This is a genomic window from Nonomuraea sp. NPDC049421 (genome assembly GCF_040677005.1).
Lineage (GTDB): Bacteria > Actinomycetota > Actinomycetes > Streptosporangiales > Streptosporangiaceae > Nonomuraea > Nonomuraea salmonea.
Genome location: NZ_JBFAQA010000002.1, coordinates 155,382 through 180,864, shown reverse-complemented (window position 1 = coordinate 180,864; position 25,483 = coordinate 155,382). Strand labels below are relative to the sequence as shown.

Here is a 25,483-nt window from a genome sequence, read left to right as displayed (position 1 = left end):
TGTTGGAGGGCGGCACGCGCGGGCAGAGGCCCCGCATGGACAGCGACCGGGGAACGCGAGAGCCCGTCATCGTCGTCGGCGCCGGGATGGCGGGACTCGCCTGCGCCCTCCGTCTCCACGAGGCCGGGGTGCCGGTGCGGGTCCTGGAGGCGTCCGACGGGGTCGGCGGCCGGGTGCGTACGGACCTCGTGGACGGGTTCCGGCTGGACCGCGGCTACCAGGTGTTCATCAGCTCCTACCCCGAGGCCCGCCGCGTCCTCGACATCGACGCGCTCGACCTGCGCCCGTTCTCCTCCGGGGTGATCGTGCGGGGCAGGACCGCCGAGGCCCGGGTGATGCTGCCGTGGCGGCACCCGGGGCACGCGTTCAGCGCGCTGATGGCCGGGGTCGGGACGCTCAAGGACAAGGCCGTGCTGTCCGCCGTCACCGGCCGCGACCTCGCCCTGCCCGCCTCGGTGCTGCGCAAAGGGGCCGAGCGGCGTACCGACGAGGAGCTGCGTGCCTGGGGCATGTCCCCCAAGATGATCGACTGCCTGATGCGTCCCTTCCTGGCCGGCGTGCTGCTCGAACGCGAGCTGGAGACGTCCAGCCGGGTCTTCCACCTGCTGTGGCGGTCGTTCGCACGCGGCACCATCGGCCTGCCCGCGCACGGCATGGGCGAGATCCCCCGCCGGCTGGCCGACCGGCTGCCGCCCGGCACCGTCACGCTCGGCGCGCGGGTGGAGGAGGTGACGGACGGCGGGGTGCGGCTCGCGGACGGCACCGCGATCAGCGGCCCGGCCGTCGTCGTGGCCGCCGACCCGCACACGGCCGCACGGCTGCTGGAGGAGATCGAGGCGCCGCCGATGCGCGCGGTGACCACCTTCTACCACGCCGCTCCCCGTTCGCCGATGGGCGAGGCGACCCAGATCGTGGACGCCACCGGCGTCATCACCGACACACTCGTCGTCACCGACGCGGCGCCGGAGTACTCGCTGGACGGGCGGGCGCTGGTGTCCACCTCGGTGCTCGGCCTGGACGTGGACGAGCGTACGGTCCTGCGGCGGCTGGGCGAGATCTACGGCGGCACGTCCGGCTGGGAGCACATCGCCACCTACCCGATCCCGGCCGCGCTGCCCGCGATGCCGCCGCCGCACCCCCTGCGCAAGCCGGTGCGCCTGCGCGCCGGCCGGTACGTGTGCGGCGACCACCGCGACACCGGCTCGCTGCAGGGCGCCCTGGTGTCCGGCCGGCGCGCCGCGGACGCCGTGCTGGCCGACCTGCCGTCGCGCGTGCGGCCCCGCTCCCCCGCGATGTAAGTTTCATCGGCCTGCGTCAGGCGTAGCCGTATCGCCACAGGTCAGCGAAGGGGTCCGGCGAGGCACCGCGCGTCTTGATCGCGACCCTGGTAACGGCGGCGGACGATCTTATACCGTCCCCGGCATGCCAGGAAAACGCTGGGCCGCGTCCACACTGCTCGCCCTGTCCCTCCTCGCTGTCAGCACTCCGCCGCAGGCCGCCGCGAGCGCGGCACCGGCGGTGCCGCTGGAGGAGATCAACGCGGTCACCACCCAGGTCGCCTTCGGCCTGCGCCGCCCCGTCGCCATCGCCGCCCCGGACGACGGCACGGACCGGCTGTTCATCGTGGAGAAGCGCGGCACCGTCCGCGTCTACCACCCCGACACCGGCCTCGCCCCCGACCCGATCATCGACATCACCTCATCGGTGGACGAGTCGGGCAACGAGCGCGGCCTGCTCGGCATCGCGCTCTCCCCCGGCTTCGCCGACGACCACGAGATGTACCTCGCCTACACGGCGCTGCCGGACGGCGCGGTCACCCTCGCCAGGTACGACATGGACGACGACGGCCTCGACCCGCTGCTCGCCCAGGAGCACGGCGAGAACACCAACCACAACGGCGGCGACCTCGCCTTCGGCACCGACGGCATGCTCTACATGAGCATCGGCGACGGCGGCGGCTCGGGCGACCCGTTCGACAGCGGCCAGCGCCTGGACACCCTGCTCGGCAAGATCCTGCGCATCGACGTCAGCAGGACCTGCGGCGACCTGGCGTACTGCGTGCCCGGCGACAACCCCTTCGCGGACGTCGCGGGCGCGCGGGGCGAGATCTGGATGTACGGCGGCCGCAACCCCTGGCGCTTCTCCGTGGACCACGCCGACGGCTCGATGTGGATCGCCGACGTCGGCCAGGGCCGCTGGGAGGAGATCAACCACGTCAAGCCGGGCGACCAGGCGGGCGCGAACCTGGGCTGGTCCTGCTTCGAGGGCTTCGAGGTGTTCGACGAGGCGCAGTGCCGCCAGGACGAGACGTACACCAAGCCCGTCTTCACCTACTCGCCGCACACCGGCGGCTGCGCGGTGATCGGCGGCGAGGTGTATCGGGGCGAGCAGTTCGCCGACCTGGTCGGCGGCACCTACATCGCCACCGACTACTGCTCCTCCACGGTGTGGGCGCTGCGCGAGGACGGCGAGGGCGGCTACCAGCAGGCGGAGCTCGGCCAGACGCCGACCCAGGTCACCGCGTTCGGCGCGACGCCGGAGGGCGAGCTGTACGTCGTCAACGACCTGCCCGGCGGCCTGCACCGCGTCACGTTCGAGCGGGCGACGCCGACCTGCCACGTCCGGTACGTCAAGCAGGCGTGGGGCACCGGCATGAAGGTGGACCTCACGATCACCAACACCGGCGCCGCCCCGATCAACGGCTGGACGCTGCGCTTCCCGTTGCCGCGCGGCCAGCAGGTGATCTCCGACTGGAACACCGACCTCACCCAGTCCGGTGACATGGTCACCGCCGCGTCGGCGGCCCACAACGCCGCGATCGCGCCGGGCGCCACCGTCACCATGGGCTACCTCGTGAGTCACACGGGTGACGCCTCGCTGCCCAGCCGGATCTCGCTCAACAGGGACGCCTGCAGCGTCACCCGCTGAGCCGGAGGGGCCGAGATGCGGCGCGGCTCGCGTATGGATAAGGTTCTTGATCAAATGCCGGGTGTGCCGGCGGGGCGCTCCCCCGCCGGCCTGCCCTGCGCCGGTGCAAGAGCGATGACCAGGGAACGTGAGTGGCCAGCCAGAGCAGGGGACGGCCGGGTTGGCTCCATGTCGGCGCGCTCGAGGACCGGGTGCGCAGGGCGTGGGATCCTGGCGCGTTCCCGCCGGCCGAGACCCTGCTCGCGATCATGACGTTCTCGGCGGTGCCGCGCGTCCTCGGCACCCGGCTGGCCGGCCACCTCCACGGCGGCATCATCGTGGGGCCCGGCTCGGTGCCCGACTTACCGGGGTTCGAGCACCTGCGCGGCACCTCGCTGCCAGTCCAGCAGGGCTGGTGGGACCGCAGCGCCGGCGTCTACGACCCGGCGCGGCGGATCATCGGGGTCGGCAGCGTGCCGTCACCGTCGGCGAGCGTGGCGGCGCACGAGCTGGGCCACGCCACCGACGACATGGACGGCATGCCGTCGCAGAGCCCGTTCTGGCTGCACCTGCACGCCAGGAGCGCCCGCTACCTGGCGCCGCCGTACCGGGAGACGGTCACCGAGCTGTACGCCGAGGCGTTCGCGTGCGTGCTGGTGCGGCGGGCGCGGCGGCTGATCCAGCTGTTCGACGACGAGCACACCGCCCAGCAGGTCTACACCTGGTTCGCCAGGCGGTACGGCATCGGCTGACCGAACGACTCCCGGCGGCGGCGCATCCGGCCGCTATGCTGGGGTACGAGACTGTGGTGATCGAAGTGCACGCCATCACACGCGGCATCACACGGAGGGGATGAAGCACATGACCGCGATTCTGCTGGCCGGCGGCGTCCTCCGCGTCCCCGCCGCCACCATGCTGCCCGACGGCACCCACGTCGACGGCACCCGTGACATCACCCCCGAGGCGCCCGACTATCAGGAGTGGCTGCCGCACGCGATCGACGAGAAGGCGTCCTGGCACGGCGACCGCGACGACGAGGCCATCCTGCGCCGCTGGCGCTCATCCGACGACTGACGCTCAGGTCGTCACCCTGACCTGCAAGGTGCGCGAGTCGCCCACGAGCGGAGCCACCGCCATCCCGGCCCTGGTCAGCGCCTGTACGCAGGCCACGATGCGGCCGGTCGCCACCGGGTAGGGGTCCGTACACGTCACCAGGAACAGCCCGGCATCCCCGGCCGAGACGATGAAACCGGCGCAGCCCGCCCGGCGCAGCAGCGCGCGGATGCGCTCGCTGTCGCGGTCACGCTCGCTCCACAGCGGCCGCCCGCCGGCGCCCACCCCGTAAGTCGGCCCGTCGTCCTGCATGGGCGTCCCCGGGTGCCCGCCGCCGGTCACGTGCGGCGCGCCTCCGCGTACGCGCCCGTCGTCGTCGCCCTCGTATCCGTGCTTCCGCATGGCGGTCACCTCCCGCCGCCGACTTCCCCCAGAGCGAGTGGCGAAACGGCGGGCCCGGTAAAGACGGACACGGTGAAGGGGCGGGCCGGAGCCCGCCCCCTCACGACGTGTCAGCGGCTGCTGCCGATGGTCTTGCGCCAGTGCAGGCCGCCGGGCAGGTTGATCGACAACGTACGGCGTCCGTCCGCCGACCGGGTGACGCGGAACAGCCGGTTGCCCCAGCTGTGCCCCACACCGCGGCGGGACAGGTTCAGCCGGAACGGGCCGAACTTCTTGGACTTCCGGTAGCTCCAACCCATATCGCTTTCCTCCATGAGTGTGCGAGAAGCCTCCGCTACCCACAGAAGGCGCGATATATCGCCTTGAGTAAAATCCGCTAGCGCCCGAGGTAGGTGAGGACGGCTTGGACGCGCTTGTGCACGGAGTCGTCGGTGCCCAGGTCCAGCTTGGTGAAGATGCGGTTGATGTGCTTGGCGACCGCAGCCTCGCTGACGACGAGCGCTTCGGCGATGGCGGTGTTGGTCTTGCCTTCGGCCATGAGGGCGAGCACGTCGGTCTCGCGCGGGGTGAGCTCGTCGACGCGTGATCGCCGGCTGAGCAGCTTGCGGACGACGTGGGGGTCGATGACCTCGCCGCCGGCGGCGACGGTCTCGATGGCGGCCAGGAACTCCTCGACGTCGCCGACGCGGTCCTTCAGCAGGTAGCCGAGCCCGCCTTCGCCGGTGGTGAGCAGGCCGGCGGCGGCGCGGCCCGAGACGATCTGCGACAGGACGAGGATGCGGGCGGCGGGGTTCTCCTCGCGCAGGCGGTGGGCGGCTCTGATGCCCTCGTCGGTGTGGGTCGGGGGCATCCGGACGTCGACGATGGACAGGTCAGGGGTGTGGGCGCGGACGGCGGCCACGAGCGCGCCGGGATCGCCGACGGCGGCCACGACGTCATGACCCGCCGCGTCGAGAAGGCGGGCGAGCCCTTCGCGGAGCAGGACGGAGTCCTCGGCTATGACGACGCGCACGGAACCTCCACGCTCACCCGGGTGGGCCCGCCCTCGGGGCTGGAGACCGCGACACGGCCGCCGAGCGTCTCGATGCGGTCGATGACGCCGACCAGCCCGGTGCCCCTTCCCGGTGCGGCTCCACCGTGCCCGTCGTCCTCGACGGTGACGAGCAGGGTCCGCCGCGGTGTCGGGGCGGCGTGCAGCGTCACGGTGGCGGCTCCGCTGTGCCTGGTGACGTTGGTGACCAGCTCGCTGACGGCGAAGTACAGCCCGACCTCGACGTCCGTCGGCAGGTCCGGCGGGATGGCGAGGTCGACGCCGGTGGTCAGGCCGGCGCGCTGGGCGCGGGAGAGGAGGTCGTCGAACGCTTCGGCGAGGTCGTGCTCGCGCAGCGCCGACGGGTAGATGCCGTGCACGATGTCACGCAGCTCGTCGACGGCCTGCCGAGCGTCGGCGCTCGCCTGGTCGACCAGCGGGCCGATGTCGTGGCCGCGGCGCAGCTCGTACTTCATGGTTCCCAGCGTCATGACCAGGGAGGTGAGGCGCTGCTGCGCCCCGTCGTGCAGGTCGCGCTCGATGCGCCGCCGCTCCTCGTCGAAGGCCGAGGTGATGCGGGCGCGTGACCGCGTCACCTCGTCGAGGCGCGCCCGCAGGGGTTGCGAGGGTTCGCTGACGAGCATCCTGCACAGGCGGCGCCGGCCTTCCGCGGCGAGGGTCACGGCGTACAGGCCGGCGGCGAACCAGACGACGCCCAGGCACGCGAACCCGAGCTGCGCCCCCACCGAGGCCGGCAGGTCGGGCACCGTGGTCACCGCGCCGGAATCGACGCCCAGGACGAGCAGAACGAGCAGGGCGGCGCCGGAGCCGACCATCATGACCGGCATGAGCAGGGCGACCGACGCGAGCGCGAGGTCGAGCAGCGACAGGGGCAGCAGCAGGGCGCCGTGCAGCAGCTCCGTCCAGGTCGATCGCTCGCCGGCGCGCAGGCGTGCCCATCCGGCGAGCCCCCGTGCCGTGGCGGGCGCGTGCGGGCTGGGCGTGGCGCGCCGGTCGATCCACCGCAGCCGCCGGCGTTCGACGTGCCCGAGCGGCAGCCCGGCGAGAACGAGCAACGGCCAGCACGTCACCAGCCACGAGAACGCGACCAGGGGCGTGGTGGCGAGGTAGGCCAGCGACCTCCACGGCCAGGACGTCACCAGCAACCGCACCGGATGCCGGCGGAGCGCGGCCCCCGGGCCGTCGACCGGTGTCCAGGCCGTCCCTGCCACGGCTCCCGTCCTCGCATGCTCGCCTGCCGTTTCCCGGAGCATCATCTCAGCGCACCGCCTCCAGCGCGGCCACCTTCATGGCGGTGTGAGCGGGGGCGAGCGTGCCGATCGCGGCGGCCAGGTAGGCGCACGCGACGATCGCGAAGAAGGTCGCGCCCGTGAAAGGCAACCAGATCGTACCGGTGAGCAGGTATCCGTACGCGGTCATGGTCGCCGCCGCGATGGCCGCGCCCGTGACGACGGCGGTGGTGGCGACCAGCATGCACTCGACCATGAGCGCGCCCGCGATCCGCGACCGTCGTGCTCCCGCCAGCCTGAGCAGGGCGAACTCGCGCCGCCTGGACAGGGTGGAGCCGATCAGCACGTTGACGGCGGAGGCGCCCGCGTAGCCGCCCAGGATCGCCACCACCATGAGGATGATCCACTCGTCCTCGCCGGCCTGCGCGGCCACCTGTGCCAGATGCGCGTCCCGGTCCGTCGCGTGCGCGCCGGGGGCGACCGCGGCCAGCTGCTCGTTGATCGCGGCCAGGGTCGCGGCGTGGCCGGCTCCGGGGGTGAACGTGACGTACACGGCGGTCGCGAAGGGCTCCAGGAGGTGCGGCACGAGCGCCGGCAGCGGCATGATCAGGTCGCTCACCCCCATCGGGTCGCGGTACGTCGTGCGCACCACCGCCGTGCCCGGCGTCCCGTCCGGGTACAGGAACCGAACCCTGTCACCGATCCGCCAGCCCTTGTCCTCGGCCACGAGGTGCGACACGCCGATGCCGCCCGCACCGAACTCCGCCCAGCTCCCGGAGACGACCTCGTAGGACAGCACCGCACGGAAACCGGCGGGGTCGACGCCGGTCACGGTGCCGTTGGAGCGGGAGGTGGGCGGGTCGTCGATGACGAGGCGCGCGGAGACGCTCGCCGACGCCGCCGCGACCCCCGGCGTGCGTGCGACCGCACCTGCGGCGCTCAACGGCACGCCGAGCTGGACGCCTCCGGCCACGACCGCGTCCGCCGTGACCTGCTCGGCGTACACCCTGGAGCGCGCCTGCGCGTTCGCGCCGTCCTGGAGCAGCAGCACGGAGCCGACCGCGACCAGGAGCGTCAGCGGAACCGACACGCCCGCCGCCCGGCGCAGGTCGGAGCGGATCGCCCGCTCGGCTAGGAATCCGCCGGACCAGCGGCGCAGGAGCGGACCGGCCGGCGCCAGCGCGCCGCGCAACAGGTGCGGGCCCACCAGCGCGGCGGCCCCGGCGAGCAGCGGGAACGACGTCACCACGAGCAGCATCGCGATCGTGCCGCCGAGCGTCGGGACCGGGCCGCCCAGGGCGAGCGCTCCGGCCAGGCAGGCCACGGCCGCCGCCGCCAGCACCCCGCCGGACACCGCGCGTGCGCGCCCCGGCTGACGGGCGGGGACCTCGGACTCGCGCAGCGCGTCGAGCGGCGCGACGCGCGTGGCGCGGCGGGCCGGGAGCCACGCGGCCACCAGCGCCGAGAGCACCGCCGCGCCGAATCCGGCCACCAGCGCCACCGGCTCTGCGCCCACCGCCGAGCCCCGGGCCATGAGCCCCTGACCGACGAAGAACCGCCGCGCCAGCTCGGCCAGGGCGACGCCCGCGACCGTGCCGGCGACGCCACCGAGGGCACCGATGAGGACCGCCTCCCAGACGATCATCCGGCGGATCAGCCGGGGCCGGGTGCCGACGACGCGCAGCATCGCCAGCTCCCTGCGCCGTTGCCCGATGGAGACGGTCAAGGTGCTGGAGATGACGAACACGGCGAGCGTCAGCGCCAGCGACGCGATGACCGTCAGGAACCCGCTCGAGCCGCCCGCGAGCTCGGCCTGACGCAGGTCCAGCTGCAGGCTGCCGGCCCGCGCCGCGCCGGTCACCACCAGCAGGCCGGGGACGGCGTCGCGCAGCGCCGCGACGTCCGTCGTGGACACCAGCGCCAGCACGGGCGCGCCGCCGAGCCTGGCGGCCGTGTCCGGGGCGAAGAACAGCGCGTGCTCGAACTGCTCGCCCGCGCGCCGCGCGACTCCGCTGACGGTGTACGTCTCCGTCCCGTTCGCGAGCCGGATCCGCACCTCGTCGCCCACGCCGGCGCCGGCTGCCGCCGCCACGGACCCGTCGATCACCACGTCGCCGGCTCTCCTGGGTGCGTGCCCGTCGATCAGTGCGGCGCCGTCCGCGACCGCGGTGGACCAGGGATGCCCCCACGAGCGGGTGAACGCGTCACCCACCACCGTGCCGTCCCACGCGACGAGGTAGGCGGGGAACGGGGTCTCCAGGGCGGCCGAGGTCACCCCCGGGGCGGCGCGGACGGCGTCGATCTGCCGCTCGGTCAGCCGGGGCGGCGCGGGCAGGTCGAGCGTGAGTCCGCTCGTCAGCCGGACGCTCGGCGGTGGCTTCACCACCGCGTCCACCGCCGTGAAGCGCCAGCTCGTCACACTCGCCGCCCCCTGCCGGTCCTGGGCGTGGGCGATCAGAAGGGTCGCCGTGACGAGCGCGGCTCCTGTCATGACCGAGAGCAGCGCCGCCAGGATCGCCGTCTTGCGGCCCGTCAGGCTCCGCCAGGCCAGGGTGATCATGCGGCCGGCCTTCCCTGGGCGAGGCGGCGCAGCACGTTCCCGGGTGACGGGTCGTCCATCTCGTCCACGACGCGTCCGTCTCGGAGGAACACCACGCGGTGCGTGGCCGCGGCGGCGGCTGGATCGTGCGTCACCATCACCACCGTCTGCCCGAACTGCTCGACCGCGAGCCGCAGGAAGCTCAGCACCTCGCCGCCCGTGTGGGAGTCCAGGTTGCCGGTGGGCTCGTCGGCGAACACCACGGCCGGGCGGTGCGCCAGCGCCCGCGCGATCGCGACCCGCTGCTGCTGGCCGCCGGACAGCTCGCTCGGGCGGTGCCCCAGCCGCTCGCCCAGCCCCAGCACCCGTACCAGCCGCGCCGTCCACTGCCGATCGACGCGGAGGCCGCCGATCCGCTCGCTCAGCGTGATGTTCTCCTCCGCGGTCAACGTCGGGATGAGGTTGAACGCCTGGAAGACGAACCCCAGCCGGTCCCGCCGCAGCGTCGTCAGCCTGCCGTCCCGCAGCCGTGCCAGGTCGGTCTCCCCGATCAGCACCGACCCCGACGTCGGCCGTTCCAGCCCCGCCAGGCAGTACAGCAGCGTGGACTTCCCCGATCCCGACGGCCCCATGATCGAGGTGAACCGGCCCGCCTCGAACCCGATGGAGACCCGGTCAAGAGCCGTCACCAGCGAGCCGCGGTGGCCGAACGTGCGCGTCAGATCGACCGCGCGGACGACGACAGGCCGCCCGGCGACGCCTGCGTGCGAAGACGAAGAAGACATGCCTCCCATCTCAGGGGAGGCGCCCCGCCCGGCGCGATCACGAAGGCGACCCTCTTTGGGGTAACGCAGGCGTTACCCCCGGCGGACCCTCAGCCCGGGCTGCGAGCGAAGACGAACGCCTGCGGCCGCTCACCGTCCGGCTCCAGCAGCAGCTGGGCCTCGATCTCGAACCCGGCCGCACGCACCCAGCCGGCCACCTGCCCGGGGTCGCGGCGGTGCACGCGGACCTTCATCGGGTGCCCGCCGTACCCCTGCGTCTTGAGCCGTACGTCGCCGCCCACGTGGAACAGCAGATGCAACGGCGCGCCCGGCCGCAGCGCGCGGTGGAAGCGGGCGAGCACGCCCGGGACCTCGTCGTCGGGCAGGTGGATCAGGGACTGCCAGGCGATGACGCCGCCCAGGGAGCCGGACTCGGCGTCGAACTCGGTCATCGAGCCGACCTCGAAGCGCAGCCCGGGATGCTCGCGGCGGGCCAGGTCGATCATCGCGGGCGACAGGTCGATGCCGTACGCGGCGACGCCGAGGCGGTCGAGGTGGGCGGTGACGTGGCCGGAGCCGCAGCCGACGTCCGCCACCGGGCCGCCGCCCGCCGCGCGCACGCTTTCGGCGAAGAGCTCCAGCGGAAGGCGCAGACAGGGGCGCTCGGGGACGGCGTCACGCACGTACGCGGCGTAGCTTTCGGCGACGGTGTCGTAGGAGTCGCGGGTGTCGGTCAGCCAATCATCCATGCCCATGCGACAGCACTCTAAACCCTCCCCTCGCCTACGCATCGTGAGTCTCTTTGTACGTATTTTGTCAATCTCGCCCCAACCTGCCATAACTTGACCTACTGTTTGGGCACATATGAACAACCTTCCTCATTCCAGACTCGCGGCCATCGCGGCCGCGGGCGTGGCCCTCACCGTGGCCACGTCCTCGCAAGTGTTCGTCATGGCCGGCTCCGCCTCGGCCTCCACCTCCGCGGTGAGCCGGCAGAGCCGGCAGGCACTGCCGGCTCCGGCGCAGGCGGTCCCGGCTCCGGCGGCCGTGAACAGCGCCGCGCAGAGCAGTGCCGCGCTCGCCAACAAGTCGCTGGCGACCGCCAACCGGATCTACCGGTCCGGCCGCTTCGTCGACGTGAACTGCCGGCCGGGCTCGCTGCCCCGTGGCAGCACGGCCGCGTACAAGCGGTTCCTGACGCGCGTGACCACCTGCCTGAACAACGCGTGGTCCCGCCAGTTCCGCAAGGCGAAGCTGCCCTTCTCCAAGCCGCGGCTGCGCATCGTCACCCGTAAGGTGAACACGCCCTGCGGCAAGTGGAACGCCGGCGCCGAGGCGGTCTACTGCTCCGCCGACCGCACGATGTACATGTGGATCAGCAAGACGCAGCTGCGCCAGCCGTTCCCGCTGGGCATCACGCGGCTCGTCGCCCACGAGTACGGCCACCACGTGCAGCAGATCTCCAAGATCTGGAGCTACTACTGGACGGCCCGCGCCAGGGCGGGCAAGTCGCAGCAGCTGGCGCTCTCGCGCCGCTCCGAGCTGCAGGCCGAGTGCTTCTCCGCGGTGTTCATGTCCACCCTGCAGGGCCAGCCGGACTTCACCGACCGCGAGTGGGACTACACCGTGGACTGGTTCAGGAAGAACGGCGCCAAGGGCTGGCCGCAGAACGACCACGGCAGGGGCCCCACCCAGGCGAACTGGATGACGCGCGGCTACAACAGCGGCTCCCCCGCCGCCTGCAACACGTGGAAGGCCTCCGCCAGGGCCACCCTCTAAGCGTGCAGCCGCAGCTCACATGAGCTGAACAAAGGGCCGGACCCCGCTCGGGTCCGGCCCTTCTCCGTGCCCGTGGGGTCAGCCCTCGTCCTCGCCCCTGGTGACGGTGGTGACGTCCACGAGGCCCGAGATCTCCAGGACGGGCTCCAGCAGCGGGTTGGCGACCACCCTGATCCGCCCGGCATGGGAGAACAACACGGTCAGTCCCGCGCTGTCGAGGTACTCAACCGCGCTCAGGTCCACCAGCACGGTGGCGCCCGACGTCCTGGTGAGCGCGTCGTCCAGGGTGGCGGCGTTGCTCATGTCCACCTCGCCGGTGACGGCGAGCACCGGGGTGCCGTCGGGCAGCTCTGACGTGACCAGGCTCAGGGGTGCGGTCATCGGGCGATCCTCGCATGCATGTCGACGATGGTGCCGGCGGCGCCGGGCTGGATGGTGACCTCCTGCATGAGGGCGCGCATGAGGGCGACGCCACGGCCGCGGTGGGGATTGGCCTCCGGCTGCGGCGCCTTCCACCGGCCGGTGTCGGCGACGGTGAGGCGGACGTCGTCGCCGGTCGCCACCGCCCGCAGCCGGATCGTCTCCCCCGGGCTGTCGCGGTGGCCGTGCTCGATCGCGTTGGCGCACGCCTCGCCGGCCGCGACCAGGATGCTCTGCGCCTGCGCCGAGGTGACCTGGCAGCGGCTCAGCCAGGTGCGCAGCGCCGAGCGCACGGGGGCGAGCTGGCTGGACTCGGCGGGGAAGGCGACCTCCAGCGGCGCGGGCTGCCGGTAGAGGAGCAGGGCGACGTCGTCGCTGTAGCCGCCGTCGGGGGCGAGCCTGGCCATGACGTCGGTGGCGAGGTCCTCGATCGGGGTGGACCGTCCGGCCTGGACGGCGGCGCTGGCCTGGTCGATGCCCGCCGTCAGCGGCCGGCGGCGCCGCTCGACCAGCCCGTCGGTGTAGAGCAGCAGCGTCGAGCGGGGCGGCATCGTGCACGTCGCCTCGGAGCGGGGCCGGGCCGGCCGGACGGCGAGCGGCGTGGAGCGGCCGCCCTCCAGCAGCGTGGTGCCGCCGTCGGCGCGGGCCAGGATGCCGGGCGGATGTCCGGCGCTGGCGTAGACGAGGTCGCCGGTGGCGGTGTCGAGCACGCCGCAGAAGACGGTGGTGCACTTGGCGCCGGGGATGAGCGCGGCGAACTCGTCGAGGGTGGTGAACATCTGGGCGGGGCTGGAGTTCTGCAGCAGCAGGGCGCGGCAGGCGCTGCGCAGCTGGCCCATGACGGCGGCGGCGCCGAGCCCGCGGCCCACGCAGTCGCCGACGACGATGCCGATGCGGGCGCCGTCCAGTGGCACGATGTCGTACCAGTCGCCGCCGACCTCCAGGGGACGGCCGGCCGGCTCGTAGCGGACCGCGAAACCGTCGGGCAGCGTGGACGGGCCGAGAATGGCCCGCTGCAAGGCCACGGCGGCCTCCCGCTGCTCGTCGAGCTGGTGCACGCGGTGCAGCAACTGCCCGAGGTGGCCGGCCAGCAGGGCGAGCAGCGTCTGGTCCTCGGTGGAGAAGGGCCGGTTCTGCCCCAGATCCACCCACACGGCCAGCAGCCCCTCGGGGTGTTCGAGGGTGATGCCGGCGCCATCGGTCTCGGAGGCGACCGGCCGCAGCGGCGGCTGCTCACGCAGCCCGCTCAGCGCCCCCTGAAGCTGCTCGGGCAGCTCGTCCCAGCCCCCGCCGTCCGGAACGCCGTCCGGAACGCCGTCCGGAACGCCGTCCAGAACACGGACGAGAACGGGCGGCCCCTCCACGGGGGCAAGCGGTGCCTCCGCGTCCTTCCAGAGGGCGGCGAGGACCTGGCGGGCGCGCCAGACTTCCTGGAGGGCGGCGAGGCCGCCGGTGAGGGCCCCGGCCAAATTGTCCGCCTGGGAGGCGCGCATGCTGAGCGCGGCCAGCGCGCTCTCGCGCTGCACCAGGTAGTGCTCGGCGGTGACGTCGCGCAGCGTGCCGACGACCCGGCGGCGGCGGGTGTCGGGGTCGGCGACCTCGTTGAAGGTGACCGCGATCCAGACCTGGTGGCCGTCGCGGTGGACGGCCGGGATGACGCCGCTCCCCCTGCCCTCCCCGACGAGCCGGCCGAACAGCTCGCCGGCCAGTGCGTGGCCCTGCGGGTCGGCGTCCTGGTCCGGCCACCACGGGTGCAGCGGCGCGTACGGCAGGCCGTCGGGCCCGTAGCCGAGGATGTCGGTGAACGCCGCGTTGATCTCGATGACCGCGCCGTCCTCGTCGGTGACGAAGAACGCCTCCTGCAACGAGTCGATCATGGCGTTGCGCCAGCGGGTGTGGTGGTTGCGCATCCGCGCCAGCTCCACGTTGGCCCTGGCCCGCGCCAGCAGTTCGGCCGCGGAGAACGGCTTGACGAGGTAGTCGTCGGCGCCCGCCGACAGCCCCTCGATGGCGGCCTCCTGCCCGGCGCGGGCCGACAACAGCAGCACCGGCACCCCGGCCGTACGGGGGTCGGAGCGCAGCGCCGCGACCAGGGCGAGCCCGTCGAGGTGCGGCATCATGACGTCGCTGACCACGAGGTCGGGCGCTTCGGCGCGGACGGCGTCCAGGGCCCGCAGGCCGTCGCCGACGGCGCTGACCTGGTAACCGGCGCCCCTGAGCAGCCTGACGAGGTATTCGCGCATGTCGCCGTTGTCGTCGGCGACCAGCACCCGGGGCGGCGCGCCGTCGCCGGGCGCCGCGGAGCGGGCGTCGGCGGGCAGCTCGCCGCCGGGATCGTCCTCGGGCAGCCAGCGCATGACCTCCTGCACGTACGCGTTGCCGAGTGCGGGGACCGGCTCGGCCGGGCGGGCGGGCACGACGCTGCCGGCGGGCAGGTGCGCGGAGCCGAACGGCAGCCGGATGGTGAAGGTGGTGCCCTCACCCTCGGCGCCCGCGGCGGTGATGGTGCCGCCGTGCAGCCCCACCAGCTCCTGGACGAGCGCGAGACCGATGCCGCTGCCCTCGTTGGACCGCGAACGGGCGCTCTCGATGCGGTGGAAGCGCTCGAACAGGCGGGGCAGCTCGTCGGCGGCGATGCCGATGCCGGTGTCGGAGATCGTCACCTCGGCCTGCCCGTCGCGCGCGGTGACGGCGACGGTGATGGAGCCGTCGAAGGTGAACTTCAGCGCGTTGCTGAGCAGGTTGAAGACGACCTTCTCCCACATCTCGCGATCGACGCAGACCGGCTCGGGCAGCGGCGGGCAGTCCACGCGGAAGACGAGGCCGGCCTTGTCGACGGCGGAGCGGAAGACGCTGGCCAGCTCGGCGGTGACGGCCGCGAGGTCGACCGGCTCGTAGCGGGCCTGCATGCGGCCCGCCTCGATGCGGGAGAAGTCGAGCAGCGTGTTGACGAGCTTGCCGAGGCGCAGCCCGTTGCGGTGGATGACCTCGAGGTCCTGCAGCACCTGAGGCTCGGCGTCGGCGAGCGCGGCGCGCAGCTCGCTCACCGGCCCCATGATCAGCGTGAGCGGGGTGCGGAACTCGTGGCTGATGTTGGAGAAGAAGACGGTCTTGGCGCGGTCGAGCTCGGCCAGCTCCTCGGCCCGCCGCTGCTGGGCCTCGTAGCTGCGGGCCGAGGCGATGCCGGCCGCGACGTGGCCGGCGGCCAGCTCGATGAAGCCGCTGTAGCGCTCGTTCAGCGGCCGGTAGCGGTTGAGGGCGACCACCAGGAACCCGTACGGCGCGTTGCCCTGCTGCCGCAGCGGCACGACCAGCGCCCGCGCGGGCGGCTGCGTCCAGGCGCCGCACGGCAGGTCGTGGAACGGGTCGCCGTCCAGCTCGACCAGCGTGGCCTCGCCCGCCGCCAGCGCCTCGGCCGGCCACACTCCTGCCGCGTCGGCGGGGGCCGCGGGGTGGTCCGCCGCGATGCCGGTCGACGCGGCCAGCCGCGCGCGGCCGTCCTCGTCGAACAGGTACGTCAGCGTGAACGGCAGGTCGCGCGGGTTGTGGCCGAACTGCCGCCCCGCGAAGGCCAGCATCTCCTGCTCGGTGCGCACGACGCTGGGGTCGGAGCCGAGGTCGCGCAGGGTCGCCATGCGCCGCTCGCCGGTGACCCGCTCGGTCTCCTCGCTGACCACGCAGAGCATGCCGACGACCGCGCCGCCGTCGTCGCGCAGCGGGCTGTAGGAGAACGTGTGGTACGTCTCCTCGGGGTAGCCGGCCCGCTCCAGGAAGAGCAGCAGCGCCTCGTCCCAGGTCGCCTGCCCGGTGTGCAGCACGGCGTCGATGCGGGGGCCGATGTCGCCCCAGATCTCCGCCCACACCTCGGCGGCGGGCCGGCCGAGCGCCCACGGATACTTGTGGCCCAGCGTGTCGCGGCGGTAGGCGGCGTTGCAGAAGAACGTCAGCTCCGGCCCCCACGCCATCCACATGGAGAAGCGGGACGACAGCAGGATGCTGACCGCCGTGCGCAGGCTCTGCGGCCAGTCCTGCGGCGGGCCGAGCGGGGTCGCGGCCCAGTCGACGGCGGCCAGGTCGCGGCCGACCTCGTCGTCGGCGGAGAAGATCGCCGTGCCGGCCGCGGGCGCGGGCCCGCCGTCGTCCTCGGGTGCCATGCGGACCCTTTCCTCCGCGGCGAGCGTAGGGCTCGCCACCAGCTGGTGATCGTGGGGTCGCCGACCGCGGCCTAGGGATCCGGTGTGCGGCCTCGGTGCCACGGCCGTACGTAGAATAGAGCAATTCCCTCCATGCAGGGCCGCGTCGACCGGCCCCGCACCTCAGGCCACCGGCGATCGATCCGCCACGGTGCGTAAACTGAGCGCACCTCTCGGCCAAGGCGCCCGCACGTTTCGCCACGGCGTCCGCCGCGTCCGCCTCGTCCGTCCCGCCCCTCCCTCCCCTCAGGAGCCTTGGTGCAGCACGACCACGGTCTGACCGTCACCTACCAGCCGCATTCTGCTCGCATCCATGTCCTGGTCGTGTCAGGAGACCTCGACCACCACACCTCCTCGCGTCTGCTGGCGGCGCTCGACGACGTGACGCTCGCACCAGGTGACGCGCTGGTGGTCGATCTGTCGGCGCTCACGTTCTGCGACTCCACCGGCGTCTCGATCCTGGTCACGGCGCATCAGCGGGCGCGAGAGGCGGGCGCGCGGGCGGCGCTGGCCGGGCTGGCCCCCGACATCGCCCACGTCTTCAAGATCATGGGTCTCGACCGGCTGCTCTCCTTCCACGACACCGCCGCGGACGCCATCGCGGCCCTGGGGTGACGCCCTCCTCGCGCGGGGAGCGGAAGCGATAGTTCCACCGTGGAAAGCCCGATACCCTTCGTTCCAATTCACCGCAAACCACCCACAATGGGGAGCGCACTTTGACCGCACACGCCGACGCCGGCCGGCTCCGGATGGAACAGCTCCTGCGTGAGCAGGACGAGACGATCCTCAAACGCTGGACCGACCTCGCGCTCGCCACCGTCGGAGGCCGCGCCGACCGGGGTGTGCTGGCGGGCCGCCTGCGCGACATCTACCAGGCCCTGCAGCACTCGCTCGGCGAGGGCGCCGACACCGGCGACCTGCGCGGCCTGCTCGCCGACCTGTCCAGGGCGCAGGCCAGGGAGGGCTTCACCCCGTCGGAGACGGCCACCGTCGTCTTCAGCCTCAAGGAGGCCGTCTACGCGCTGCTGGAGAACGAGGAGGACTTCGCCGGGCTGCGCGGCTACATCTGGCTGTCGCGCCTCATCGACGACCTCGGGCTGTTCACGTTCGAGACGTTCGTCACCGCCCGTGAGCGGATCATCTCCGACCAGGCCGAGCAGCTGCTGGAGCTGTCCACGCCGGTGGTCAAGCTCTGGGACGGCATCCTCGCGGTGCCGCTGGTCGGCACGCTCGACTCCGCCCGTACGCAGGTCGTCATGGAGAAGCTGCTGCAGGGGCTGGTCGACACCGGCTCCGAGCACGCCGTCATCGACATCACCGGCGTGCCGGCGGTCGACACCCAGGTCGCCCAGCACCTGCTCAAGACCGTCGTCGCCGCGCGGCTGATGGGCGCCGAATGCGTCATCTCCGGCATCCGCCCGCAGATCGCCCACACGATCGTCACGCTCGGCATCGAGTTCGGCGACATCGTCACCAAGGCGACGCTGGCCGACGCGCTGGCGTACACGCTGCGGCGCAGCGGCGTGCAGTTCAGGCGGTCGGCGGACAAGCAGGTCGTCGTGGGGCTGGAGCAGGCCTGATGGAACGTGTCCCCGTTCTCAAGCTCGGCGATCTGCTGATCGTCTCCATCCAGATCGACCTGCAGGACCAGAGCGTCCTCATGCTGCAGGAGGACCTGGCGGACGCGATCGTGAACAACCGGGCCCGCGGCGTGATCATCGACATCACCGCCGTGGAGATCGTCGACTCCTTCATCGGCCGCATGCTCGCGACCATCGCCTCCATCTCTCGCATGCTCGACGCCGAGACCGTCGTCGTGGGGATGCGCCCCGCGGTCGCCATCACGCTCGTCGAGCTGGGGCTCTCGCTCGGCGGCGTGCGTACCGCTCTCAACCTCGAAAAGGGCGTGGCCATGCTCAAGGAACGCGACGAGACCGGCGCTGCCGCGGTGCAGGAGTGACCTCACCCATCGAGCTCGCCATCGCGGGCAACAGCGACGTGGTCATCGTGCGCCAGCAGGTCCGCACCAGCGCGCAGCAGGTGGGGCTGTCGCTGGTGGACCAGACCAAGCTGGTGACCGCGGCCAGTGAGCTGGCCCGCAACGCGCTCACGTACGCCGGCGGCGGGCGCGTGCTCATCGAGGTGGTCAGCAACGGCCTGCGTGACGGCCTGCGCCTGACCTTCACCGACGAGGGCCCTGGCATCTCCGACCTGGACCAGGCGCTCACCGACGGGTGGAGCACCGGCGGCGGGCTCGGCCTGGGCCTGAGCGGCTCGCGGCGGCTGGTCGACGAGTTCGACCTGCACTCCAAGGTGGGCGAGGGCACGCGGGTCACGGTGGTCAAGTGGGCCAGATGATCCGCTCCCGGGACGAGTCCTGGGTACGCGTGGAGGACGCCAGCGCCATCGGGGCGGCCCGCAGGGCCGCGATGACGCTGGCCGAGTCGTGCGGTTTCGACGAGCACGACCGCGGCAGGGTCGCCGTCGCCGTCAGCGAGGCGGCGTCCAACCTGGTCAAGCACGCCGCGGAAGGGGTGATGCTGATCCGGTCGCATCCGGAGACGGACGCCGCCGTCGAGGTGATCGCCATCGACAGGGGTCCTGGCATCCACGACCTGTCCCGCGCGGCGCGCGACGGCTACTCCACCACGGGCACGCTCGGCCTCGGCCTGGGCGGCATCGCACGGATGGCCTCGGCCCACGACGTCTACACCGTCTTGGGGCGCGGCACCGTGGTCGGCATGTGCTTCACCGCCACGGGCACCACGCCCCCCGTCGCGCTCGCGAGCGGGCTGGCCCGCCCGATCGGCGAGGAGGTCGTCTGCGGCGACGCCTTCGCCTACGTCGAGTCGGGGAGCACGGTGATCGCCATGCTGTGCGACGGCCTCGGCCACGGCGAGCCCGCTGCCGTCGCCTCCCGCGAGGCGGTGCGGGTCTTCCAGGACCATTACCACCTGCCCGCGGTGCAGCTGCTGGAGCGCATCCACCACGCGCTGCGCGGCACCAGGGGCGGCGCGGTGTCCGTCGCCCGTCTCGACCGGGCGGCCGGCGTGATCCGCTACGCCGGGCTCGGCAACGTCTCGGGCTGGATCTTGCACGCCGACGGCCGCCAGGGCATGATCTCCCTGCCGGGCATCGCTGGCCACCAGCGCGACAAGCTGCGCGAGTACGACTACGCCGTCCCCCCGCACAGCCTGCTCGTCCTGCACTCCGACGGGCTGACCGAGCGCTGGGACGTCACCGGTCTCCCCGGCCTGTCCGCGCACACTCCGGCGGTCGTGGCCGCCACCCTGCTCAGGGACGCCGGCACCCGCAGGGACGACGCGACCGTGCTCGCCGTGCGGGCCGCGCCGTGAGCGGCGACCGGCTCACCACCATCCGGGTCGACGACGACCAGGGTGTCTACGCCATGCGCCGGCTGGGCCGCGAGGTCGCCGCCGCGCTGGAGATGTCGGAGCAGGACCAGATCAGGGTGGCGACCGCGCTCAGCGAGCTGGGCAGGGAGATCGCGATGGAGCGCGGCGCCGGCATGCTCGTCACGTTCACCCTCGACCCCGGCGAGCTGGTGGTCGAGCTGAGCTTCCCGGAGAAGACCGGCGTGCACGACACCGAGGGCGTCACGCTGGCCGGCCGGCTCATGGACGTCGTCGATCGCGCCCGTCCCGGCCGGCTGGTGCTGCGCAAGCGGCTGCCGCGCGGCGCGGGCACGCTGTCGATCGCGCGGCTGCGCGCCAAGGTCGGGGCCCTGGCGCCGGCCAGCGCCATGGACGAGTTGCGCCAGCAGAACCGCGAGCTGGCCGCCACCCTGGAGGAGGTCCGTCAGCTCAACGCCGAGCTGGAGGAGACCAACCAGGGCGTCATGGCGCTGTACAACCAGCTGTCGGCCGAGCTGGAGGAGACCAACCGGGGAGTCGTCGCCCTCTACGCCGAGCTGGACGAGAAGTCGACGCAGCTGCGGCAGGCCAGCGACGCCAAGAACCGCTTCTGGGCGACGGTCAGCCACGAGCTGCGCACCCCGCTCAACTCGATCATCGGCCTGGTGCGGCTGCTCACCGGCCCGGGCGGCGAGCCGCTGGGCGCCGAGCAGGCCCGCCAGGTCGAGCTGATCGGCTCCTCGGCCGAGACGCTGCTGGCGCTGGTCAGCGAGCTGCTCGACATCGGCAAGGCCGAGTCGGGCCGCCTCGATCCGCAGGACACCACGGTCGATCTGGTCGCGCTGGCCGAGCGGCTGCGCATGACGATGTGGCCCGCGAAGGGCAGCGAGCGGGTGACGCTGAGCGTACGCATCCCGCCGCCGCCGTTCACCATGGTGGCCGACGAGGCGATGCTGACCAGGATCCTGCGCAACCTGATGGCCAACAGCCTGAAGTTCACCCAGGAGGGCGAGGTGCTGCTGGAGGTCTCGCACGACGTGGCGGCCAGCGAGGTGGTCTTCACCGTGACCGACACCGGCATCGGCATCCCTGCCGAGCACCTCGAGCGCGTCTTCGAGGAGTTCTACCAGGTGCCTGGGCCCGAGCAGACCCGGGTGAAAGGCACCGGGCTCGGCCTGCCGTACGCGCGGCGGCTGGCCGAGGCGATGGGCGGCACGCTCACCCTCGCCAGCGAGCCGGGCGCGGGCACCACGGCGGTGCTGCGGCTGCCGTACGAGCCGGACGACGTGCCCGTGGTGGGACGGGTGCTGATCGCCGACGACGACGAGAACTTCCGTGCGGGGGTGCGGCGCATGCTGACCGGGTTCGCCGAGCACATCGACGAGGCCCCCGACGGCGCCGCGGCGCTCGCCGCGATGACGACGGCCCCGCCCGACCTGGCGCTGCTCGACCTGCTGATGCCGGGCCTGGACGGCGCGGCCGTGCTGCAGCGCATGGGCGACGACGAGCGGCTGCGCGACGTCCCGGTGATCGTGATCACGCTGGCCGTCGCGAACCGCCACCCCGAGGGCGCCGCCGCGGTGCTCGGCAAGCAGGGGCTTCGCAGGGACATGCTGCTCGGCGCGATCCGCCAGGCGATGGGAGGCGGCCATGCCTGACACCACGCCGTTCGCGGCGACGGTCCTCGTCGTCGACGACACCCCCGCCAAGCTGTACATCCTGTCGAGCTGGCTGCGCAGGGCCGGGTACGCGGTGGTGGAGGCGTCCGGCGGCCTGGAGGCGTTGCAGCGCATCGGCGAGGTGTCGCCCGACCTGGTCGTGCTGGACGTCCGCCTGCCCGACCTCTCCGGGTACGAGGTGTGCGAGCGCATCAAGAGCGACCCGGCGACCGCGTCCATCCCCGTCATCCAGATCTCCGGCGCCGCCATCACCGCCGCCGACCGGGCACTCGGCCTGCACCGGGGCGCCGACGGCTATCTGGCTGAGCCGATCGAACCGGACGAGTTCGTCGCCACCGTGAAGGCGGCGCTGCGCTACCACCGGGCGCGGCAGCGGGCCGAGCGGCTGGCCGGGCGGCTGCGCGCGCTCACCGATCTCACGCTGGAGATGAACGCCGCGCAGACGTTCGACGAGCTGCTGTCCATCGCCGTCTCGGGCACCTGCCGCATCCTCGACCGGCACTCCGGGGTGGTGGCGCTCGCGCCGGACGGGCGTACCCGCAGGCTGACCGCCGGGCCGCCGGACGCCGACGCCGTCACCAGGACCGCGCCGCCGGCCGCCCTGGAGACGCTGGGCGAGCAGGCGCTCGGCCAGCAGCCCGGCACGGAGCTGCTGACCATCCCGTACGCCTACTGGTCGCTGGTCGCGCCCGACACCCCGGCGCGGCGCGACGTCGTGGCCGTCATGTCGCGCACCAAGCGCGACCGGCCGCCCGTCCTGCTCGGCGTGGAGCCCGACCCGCCGCTGGAGGAGGACGAGGAGAGCATGCTGCGCCAGCTCGGCCAGGCGGTCGCGCTGGCGGTGGAGGCGCTGCGCGCCTACGCCGAGGAGCACGCCATCGCCCTGACGTTGCAGCGCAGCCTGCTGCCGTCGCGCGTGCCGCAGGTGGCGGGGCTGGACATCGCCTGGCGCTACCAGCCGGCGGTGGACAACGTCGAGGTGGGCGGCGACTTCTACGAGGTGCTGGAGCTGGACGGCAAGGTGCTGTTCGCGGTGGGCGACGTGCAGGGGCACTCGCTGCTGGCCGCCACCGTGATGGCGGAGCTGCGGCACGCGCTGCGCGCCTCGCTGATCGGCAAGATCGAGCTGGACCAGTCGCTGGCGCTGCTCAACGACGTGCTGCGCCGCTACCACCGGCGGATGACCGCGACCGTGTGCCTGATGCTGCTCGACCCGGCCACCGGGGAGGCGCAGATCGCCAACGCGGGCCACATCCCGCCGCTGCTGCTGGACGGCGAGGGCGAGGACGACGGGGCGGCCCGCTACCACGAGAAGTTCGGCAACCTGCTGCTCGGCGTGGCCGAGGAGGTCTACAGGATCGACCGGGTGACGGTGCCGCCGGGCGGGGCGGTGCTGATGTTCACCGACGGGCTGGTGGAGGACCGCGACAAGTACCTCGACGACAGCCTGGAGATCGCCCGCCAGGCCGCCTCGGCGATCAGCGGCGACGTGAACGAGGCCGCCGACCGGCTGATCGCGGCCTTCGGGGCCCGCGAGGACGACGTGGCGCTGGTCATCGTCCGCCGCCACCGGTAGGACGCCGGCCGCCTGCCCGAGTGATCCGCGGGCGGCCTCCGGTTGCTGAAAAGTTGCAGCCGTTCGTTGACAGCGGTGATCGCCAGGTCAACACTCGGGCATGCTGAGATCCCTGTGGCGGACGCTGACCGCCGCCCTGCTGATCGCCGCCGCGCTGGTGGTCCCCTCGGCGCCGGCGCAGGCCGCGCCGCTGACGATCACGAACGGCACCCAGTTCCGTGACACCGCGGGCAACGTGCTGCACGCCCACGGCGGCGGGGTGCTCAGGTCGGGCAACTACTACTACTGGTTCGGCGAGAACCGCAACGCCGACAACACCTTCCGCGCCGTGTCCGTCTACCGCTCGACCGACCTGGTCACCTGGGAGTTCCGGCGCGACGTGCTGACCAGGTCGTCGCACTCCGAGCTGAACGTGGCCAACATCGAGCGGCCGAAGGTCATCTACAACGCCTCGACCGGCCGCTACGTCATGTGGATGCACAAGGAGAACGGCCGCGACTACGGCGAGGCGCGGGCCGCCGTCGCCTCGTCGGCCACGGTGGACGGCGACTACACCTACCACGGCAGCTTCCGGCCGCTGGGCCGGCACATGTCGCGCGACATCACGCTGTACGACGACGGCGGCACCGCGTACATGATCTCGGCCGCGGACGAGAACTACGACCTGCACATCTACCGGCTGACCTCCGACTACCTGAACGTCGCCGCGCTGGTGGGCAACTTCTGGAACGACGCGCACCGGGAGGCGCCGGCGATGTTCAGGCGCGGCTCGACGTACTTCCTGCTGACCTCCGGCGCCACCGGCTGGAACCCCAACCAGGCCAAGTACGCCACCGCGTCCAGCGTCTCGGGCCCGTGGACGGGCTGGACGAACGTGGGCGACGGCACGACGTACAACTCGCAGCCGGCGTACGTGCTGCCGGTGCAGGGCGGCTCGACGACGAGCTACCTCTACATGGGCGACCGGTGGGCGGGCGCGTGGGGCGGGCCGGTGAACGACTCGCAGTACGTGTGGCTGCCGATCACGTTCCCGTCGGCGACGAGCATGAGCCTGAGCTGGCACGCGCAGGTGACGATCGACGCCGCGACCGGCGAGATCACCGGCTCGGGCGCGGGGCCGTCGTACCGGATCACCGCCCGGCACAGCGGCAAGGTGATGGACGTCGTCGGCGCCTCCACCGCCGACAACGCCGAGGTCAAGCAGTATCCGTGGAACGGCGGCGACAACCAGAGGTGGCAGTTCCAGGACCTCGGCGGCGGCTACTTCCGGCTGGTCAGCGTCAACAGCGGCAAGTGCCTCGACGTCGCGAGTAACTCCACCGCCGACGGCGCCAACGTCATCCAGTACACCTGCGGCAGCGGCACGAACCAGCAGTGGCAGTGGGTCCAGACCGGCGGCTACTACCAGCTCAGAGCCCGCCACAGCGGCAAGTGCCTCGACGTGGCGAACGTGTCCACCGCCGACGGCGCCGACATCCAGCAGTACGCCTGCGGGACCGGCGCCAACCAGCAGTGGACCCGCACCCTGTCGTGATCAGCCGGACCGCCACTGGTCGATGGCGGGCTTGAGGTAGTCGTGCAGCGCGGGCAGCTGCGGGACGAGGTCGAGGCAGGCGATGACGCGCAGCATGCCGATGGCGTCGGTGAAGCGCAGCACGTCGGGGTCGAGGGGCCGCAGGCCGCGGTCCTTCGCCCCGCGGTCGTAGGCGGCGGCGAGGTCGGGGCCGAGGCCCGCCATGTCCCACTCGACGGGGCCGAGGGTGACCAGCTCGAAGTCGGCGTAAAGGTCGCCCTCGGCGCCGGGGAAGATGTTGGCGGCCGGCGCGTCGCCGTGCACGGGCCGCAGCTCGATGCCGGGGAAGCGCTGCTCGAAGGCGGCTCGGGAGCGTACGAGGGGTTCGAGCTCCTGCCACTCGCGGCGGGCCCTGCCGAGGTCGGCGGCGCTGATGAGGTCGGGCCTCCCGGCGAGCCGGTCGAGGGCGCCCGCGACGAACTCGGGCTCGGCGGCGGACAGGAACTCCAGCGGCACCGGGCAGTCGCGCAGCGCGGCGTGCAGGCCGGCGACGCTCTCGGCGTTGGCCGCGTAGTCGGTCTCCTTGCCGCGGTCCTCCTCGACGTACTGCCACAACGTCAGCGAGAACCCGTCGCGCCGCACGGGCGCATGGGGCACGAGCGGGCTGGGCGGGATCACCGGCGTGCCCTGCTCGGCGAGCCAGCGCGTGACGTCCAGCTCCGTCTGCTGGCGCCGCGCGAGCAGGTCGAGGTCGACGTACGCCGGCAGCACCACCGGCACCCTGGCCACGACCGGCGCCGGCGCGAGGTGCACGACCACGGAGAACAGGTCGTGCAGCACCTGCGCGTCGGTCACGGTGAGCCCGAGGTCGCGGCCCGCCCCCACGGCGGCGTCGAGGGCGGCGGCGGTGCGGCTGGCGAGGTCGGTCATGATCCGATCGTTTCACGCCGGGCGACCGGGCGCGGACGCCGGCGCCCTCCGCCACCGGCCGGTTATCGAATAGT

General features: G+C 72.8%; 23 protein-coding genes. 13 read left to right on the top strand and 10 right to left on the bottom strand.

The genetic code is table 11. The features are described from left to right. Positions 1 to 35: 35 nt before the first annotated feature. From AB0K18_RS04440 to AB0K18_RS04425, 4 genes are all read left to right on the top strand, one after another. Positions 36 to 1,298: an NAD(P)/FAD-dependent oxidoreductase gene (locus AB0K18_RS04440; RefSeq protein ID WP_364909679.1), complete on the top strand. Its 1,263-nt coding sequence runs from the start codon at positions 36 to 38 to the stop codon at positions 1,296 to 1,298. Between the two features lie 124 nt (positions 1,299 to 1,422). Further along, the gene (locus AB0K18_RS04435) at positions 1,423 to 2,928 is read left to right on the top strand and encodes a PQQ-dependent sugar dehydrogenase (protein ID WP_364909677.1); all 1,506 of its coding nucleotides are present in this window, start codon (positions 1,423 to 1,425) and stop codon (positions 2,926 to 2,928) included. Positions 2,929 to 3,059: 131 nt separating this feature from the next. Further along, on the top strand, positions 3,060 to 3,659 hold the full coding sequence (locus tag AB0K18_RS04430; protein ID WP_364909674.1) for a hypothetical protein: 600 nt from the start codon (positions 3,060 to 3,062) through the stop codon (positions 3,657 to 3,659). A gap of 109 nt (positions 3,660 to 3,768) precedes the next feature. Then, positions 3,769 to 3,981, top strand: coding sequence for a hypothetical protein (locus AB0K18_RS04425; protein WP_364909671.1), 213 nt, complete (start codon positions 3,769 to 3,771; stop codon positions 3,979 to 3,981). A gap of 3 nt (positions 3,982 to 3,984) precedes the next feature. Here the strand turns inward: AB0K18_RS04425 and AB0K18_RS04420 are convergent, their stop codons facing one another. The 7 genes from AB0K18_RS04420 to AB0K18_RS04390 all read right to left on the bottom strand — a co-directional run bounded on the left by AB0K18_RS04420 (position 3,985) and on the right by AB0K18_RS04390 (position 10,700). Further along, the gene (locus tag AB0K18_RS04420; protein ID WP_364909668.1) at positions 3,985 to 4,362 is read right to left on the bottom strand and encodes a hypothetical protein; all 378 of its coding nucleotides are present in this window, start codon (positions 4,360 to 4,362) and stop codon (positions 3,985 to 3,987) included. A 110-nt stretch (positions 4,363 to 4,472) separates the two neighbouring features. Next, positions 4,473 to 4,661 (bottom strand): DUF4236 domain-containing protein, encoded by a 189-nt coding sequence (locus tag AB0K18_RS04415; RefSeq protein WP_345405966.1) that lies wholly within the window; start codon positions 4,659 to 4,661, stop codon positions 4,473 to 4,475. A 77-nt stretch (positions 4,662 to 4,738) separates the two neighbouring features. Then, positions 4,739 to 5,374, bottom strand: coding sequence for a response regulator transcription factor (locus tag AB0K18_RS04410; protein ID WP_364909666.1), 636 nt, complete (start codon positions 5,372 to 5,374; stop codon positions 4,739 to 4,741). Continuing rightward, on the bottom strand, positions 5,359 to 6,624 hold the full coding sequence (locus AB0K18_RS04405) for a sensor domain-containing protein (protein WP_364909663.1): 1,266 nt from the start codon (positions 6,622 to 6,624) through the stop codon (positions 5,359 to 5,361). The genes AB0K18_RS04410 and AB0K18_RS04405 overlap by 16 nt, the downstream gene beginning before the upstream one ends. Positions 6,625 to 6,670: 46 nt before the next feature. After that, on the bottom strand, positions 6,671 to 9,202 hold the full coding sequence (locus tag AB0K18_RS04400; RefSeq protein ID WP_364909660.1) for an FtsX-like permease family protein: 2,532 nt from the start codon (positions 9,200 to 9,202) through the stop codon (positions 6,671 to 6,673). Next, on the bottom strand, positions 9,199 to 9,966 hold the full coding sequence (locus AB0K18_RS04395; protein WP_364909657.1) for an ABC transporter ATP-binding protein: 768 nt from the start codon (positions 9,964 to 9,966) through the stop codon (positions 9,199 to 9,201). Before AB0K18_RS04395 ends, AB0K18_RS04400 begins: the two co-directional genes overlap by 4 nt. Before the next feature lie 89 nt (positions 9,967 to 10,055). Continuing rightward, positions 10,056 to 10,700 (bottom strand): class I SAM-dependent methyltransferase, encoded by a 645-nt coding sequence (locus AB0K18_RS04390; protein ID WP_364909654.1) that lies wholly within the window; start codon positions 10,698 to 10,700, stop codon positions 10,056 to 10,058. A 109-nt stretch (positions 10,701 to 10,809) separates the two neighbouring features. On the opposite strand from AB0K18_RS04390, the gene AB0K18_RS04385 reads away from it, so the two are divergent. Next, positions 10,810 to 11,724 carry a neutral zinc metallopeptidase gene (locus tag AB0K18_RS04385; RefSeq protein WP_364909652.1) on the top strand — a complete coding sequence of 305 codons (915 nt, stop codon included), beginning with the start codon at positions 10,810 to 10,812 and terminating at the stop codon, positions 11,722 to 11,724. Between the two features lie 78 nt (positions 11,725 to 11,802). Here the strand turns inward: AB0K18_RS04385 and AB0K18_RS04380 are convergent, their stop codons facing one another. Both AB0K18_RS04380 and AB0K18_RS04375 read right to left on the bottom strand, forming a co-directional pair. Further along, entirely contained in the window at positions 11,803 to 12,105 is a 303-nt protein-coding gene (locus AB0K18_RS04380) for an STAS domain-containing protein (protein ID WP_364909649.1), read from the bottom strand. Then, positions 12,102 to 16,298, bottom strand: coding sequence for a SpoIIE family protein phosphatase (locus AB0K18_RS04375; RefSeq protein ID WP_364909645.1), 4,197 nt, complete (start codon positions 16,296 to 16,298; stop codon positions 12,102 to 12,104). The genes AB0K18_RS04380 and AB0K18_RS04375 overlap by 4 nt, the downstream gene beginning before the upstream one ends. Positions 16,299 to 16,595: 297 nt before the next feature. On the opposite strand from AB0K18_RS04375, the gene AB0K18_RS04370 reads away from it, so the two are divergent. The 8 genes from AB0K18_RS04370 to AB0K18_RS04335 all read left to right on the top strand — a co-directional run bounded on the left by AB0K18_RS04370 (position 16,596) and on the right by AB0K18_RS04335 (position 24,500). Then, positions 16,596 to 16,952, top strand: coding sequence for an STAS domain-containing protein (locus tag AB0K18_RS04370; RefSeq protein WP_364909642.1), 357 nt, complete (start codon positions 16,596 to 16,598; stop codon positions 16,950 to 16,952). 101 nt (positions 16,953 to 17,053) lie between these two features. Then, complete coding sequence (locus AB0K18_RS04365) at positions 17,054 to 17,917, top strand: STAS domain-containing protein (RefSeq protein ID WP_364909640.1); 864 nt, start codon at positions 17,054 to 17,056, stop codon at positions 17,915 to 17,917. Beyond that, complete coding sequence (locus AB0K18_RS04360) at positions 17,917 to 18,297, top strand: STAS domain-containing protein (protein WP_345405949.1); 381 nt, start codon at positions 17,917 to 17,919, stop codon at positions 18,295 to 18,297. The genes AB0K18_RS04365 and AB0K18_RS04360 overlap by 1 nt, the downstream gene beginning before the upstream one ends. Further along, a complete protein-coding gene (locus AB0K18_RS04355; RefSeq protein WP_364909637.1) occupies positions 18,294 to 18,695 on the top strand; it encodes an anti-sigma regulatory factor in 402 nt (133 codons plus the stop codon). The genes AB0K18_RS04360 and AB0K18_RS04355 overlap by 4 nt, the downstream gene beginning before the upstream one ends. After that, positions 18,692 to 19,693, top strand: coding sequence for a SpoIIE family protein phosphatase (locus AB0K18_RS04350; protein ID WP_364909634.1), 1,002 nt, complete (start codon positions 18,692 to 18,694; stop codon positions 19,691 to 19,693). The genes AB0K18_RS04355 and AB0K18_RS04350 overlap by 4 nt, the downstream gene beginning before the upstream one ends. Then, positions 19,690 to 21,369: an ATP-binding protein gene (locus tag AB0K18_RS04345; protein ID WP_364909631.1), complete on the top strand. Its 1,680-nt coding sequence runs from the start codon at positions 19,690 to 19,692 to the stop codon at positions 21,367 to 21,369. The genes AB0K18_RS04350 and AB0K18_RS04345 overlap by 4 nt, the downstream gene beginning before the upstream one ends. Continuing rightward, on the top strand, positions 21,362 to 22,966 hold the full coding sequence (locus tag AB0K18_RS04340) for a fused response regulator/phosphatase (protein WP_364909628.1): 1,605 nt from the start codon (positions 21,362 to 21,364) through the stop codon (positions 22,964 to 22,966). Before AB0K18_RS04345 ends, AB0K18_RS04340 begins: the two co-directional genes overlap by 8 nt. Before the next feature lie 100 nt (positions 22,967 to 23,066). After that, positions 23,067 to 24,500, top strand: coding sequence for an RICIN domain-containing protein (locus tag AB0K18_RS04335; protein WP_364909626.1), 1,434 nt, complete (start codon positions 23,067 to 23,069; stop codon positions 24,498 to 24,500). Here the strand turns inward: AB0K18_RS04335 and AB0K18_RS04330 are convergent, their stop codons facing one another. Then, complete coding sequence (locus AB0K18_RS04330; protein ID WP_364909624.1) at positions 24,501 to 25,409, bottom strand: aminoglycoside phosphotransferase family protein; 909 nt, start codon at positions 25,407 to 25,409, stop codon at positions 24,501 to 24,503. Positions 25,410 to 25,483 lie beyond the last annotated feature (74 nt).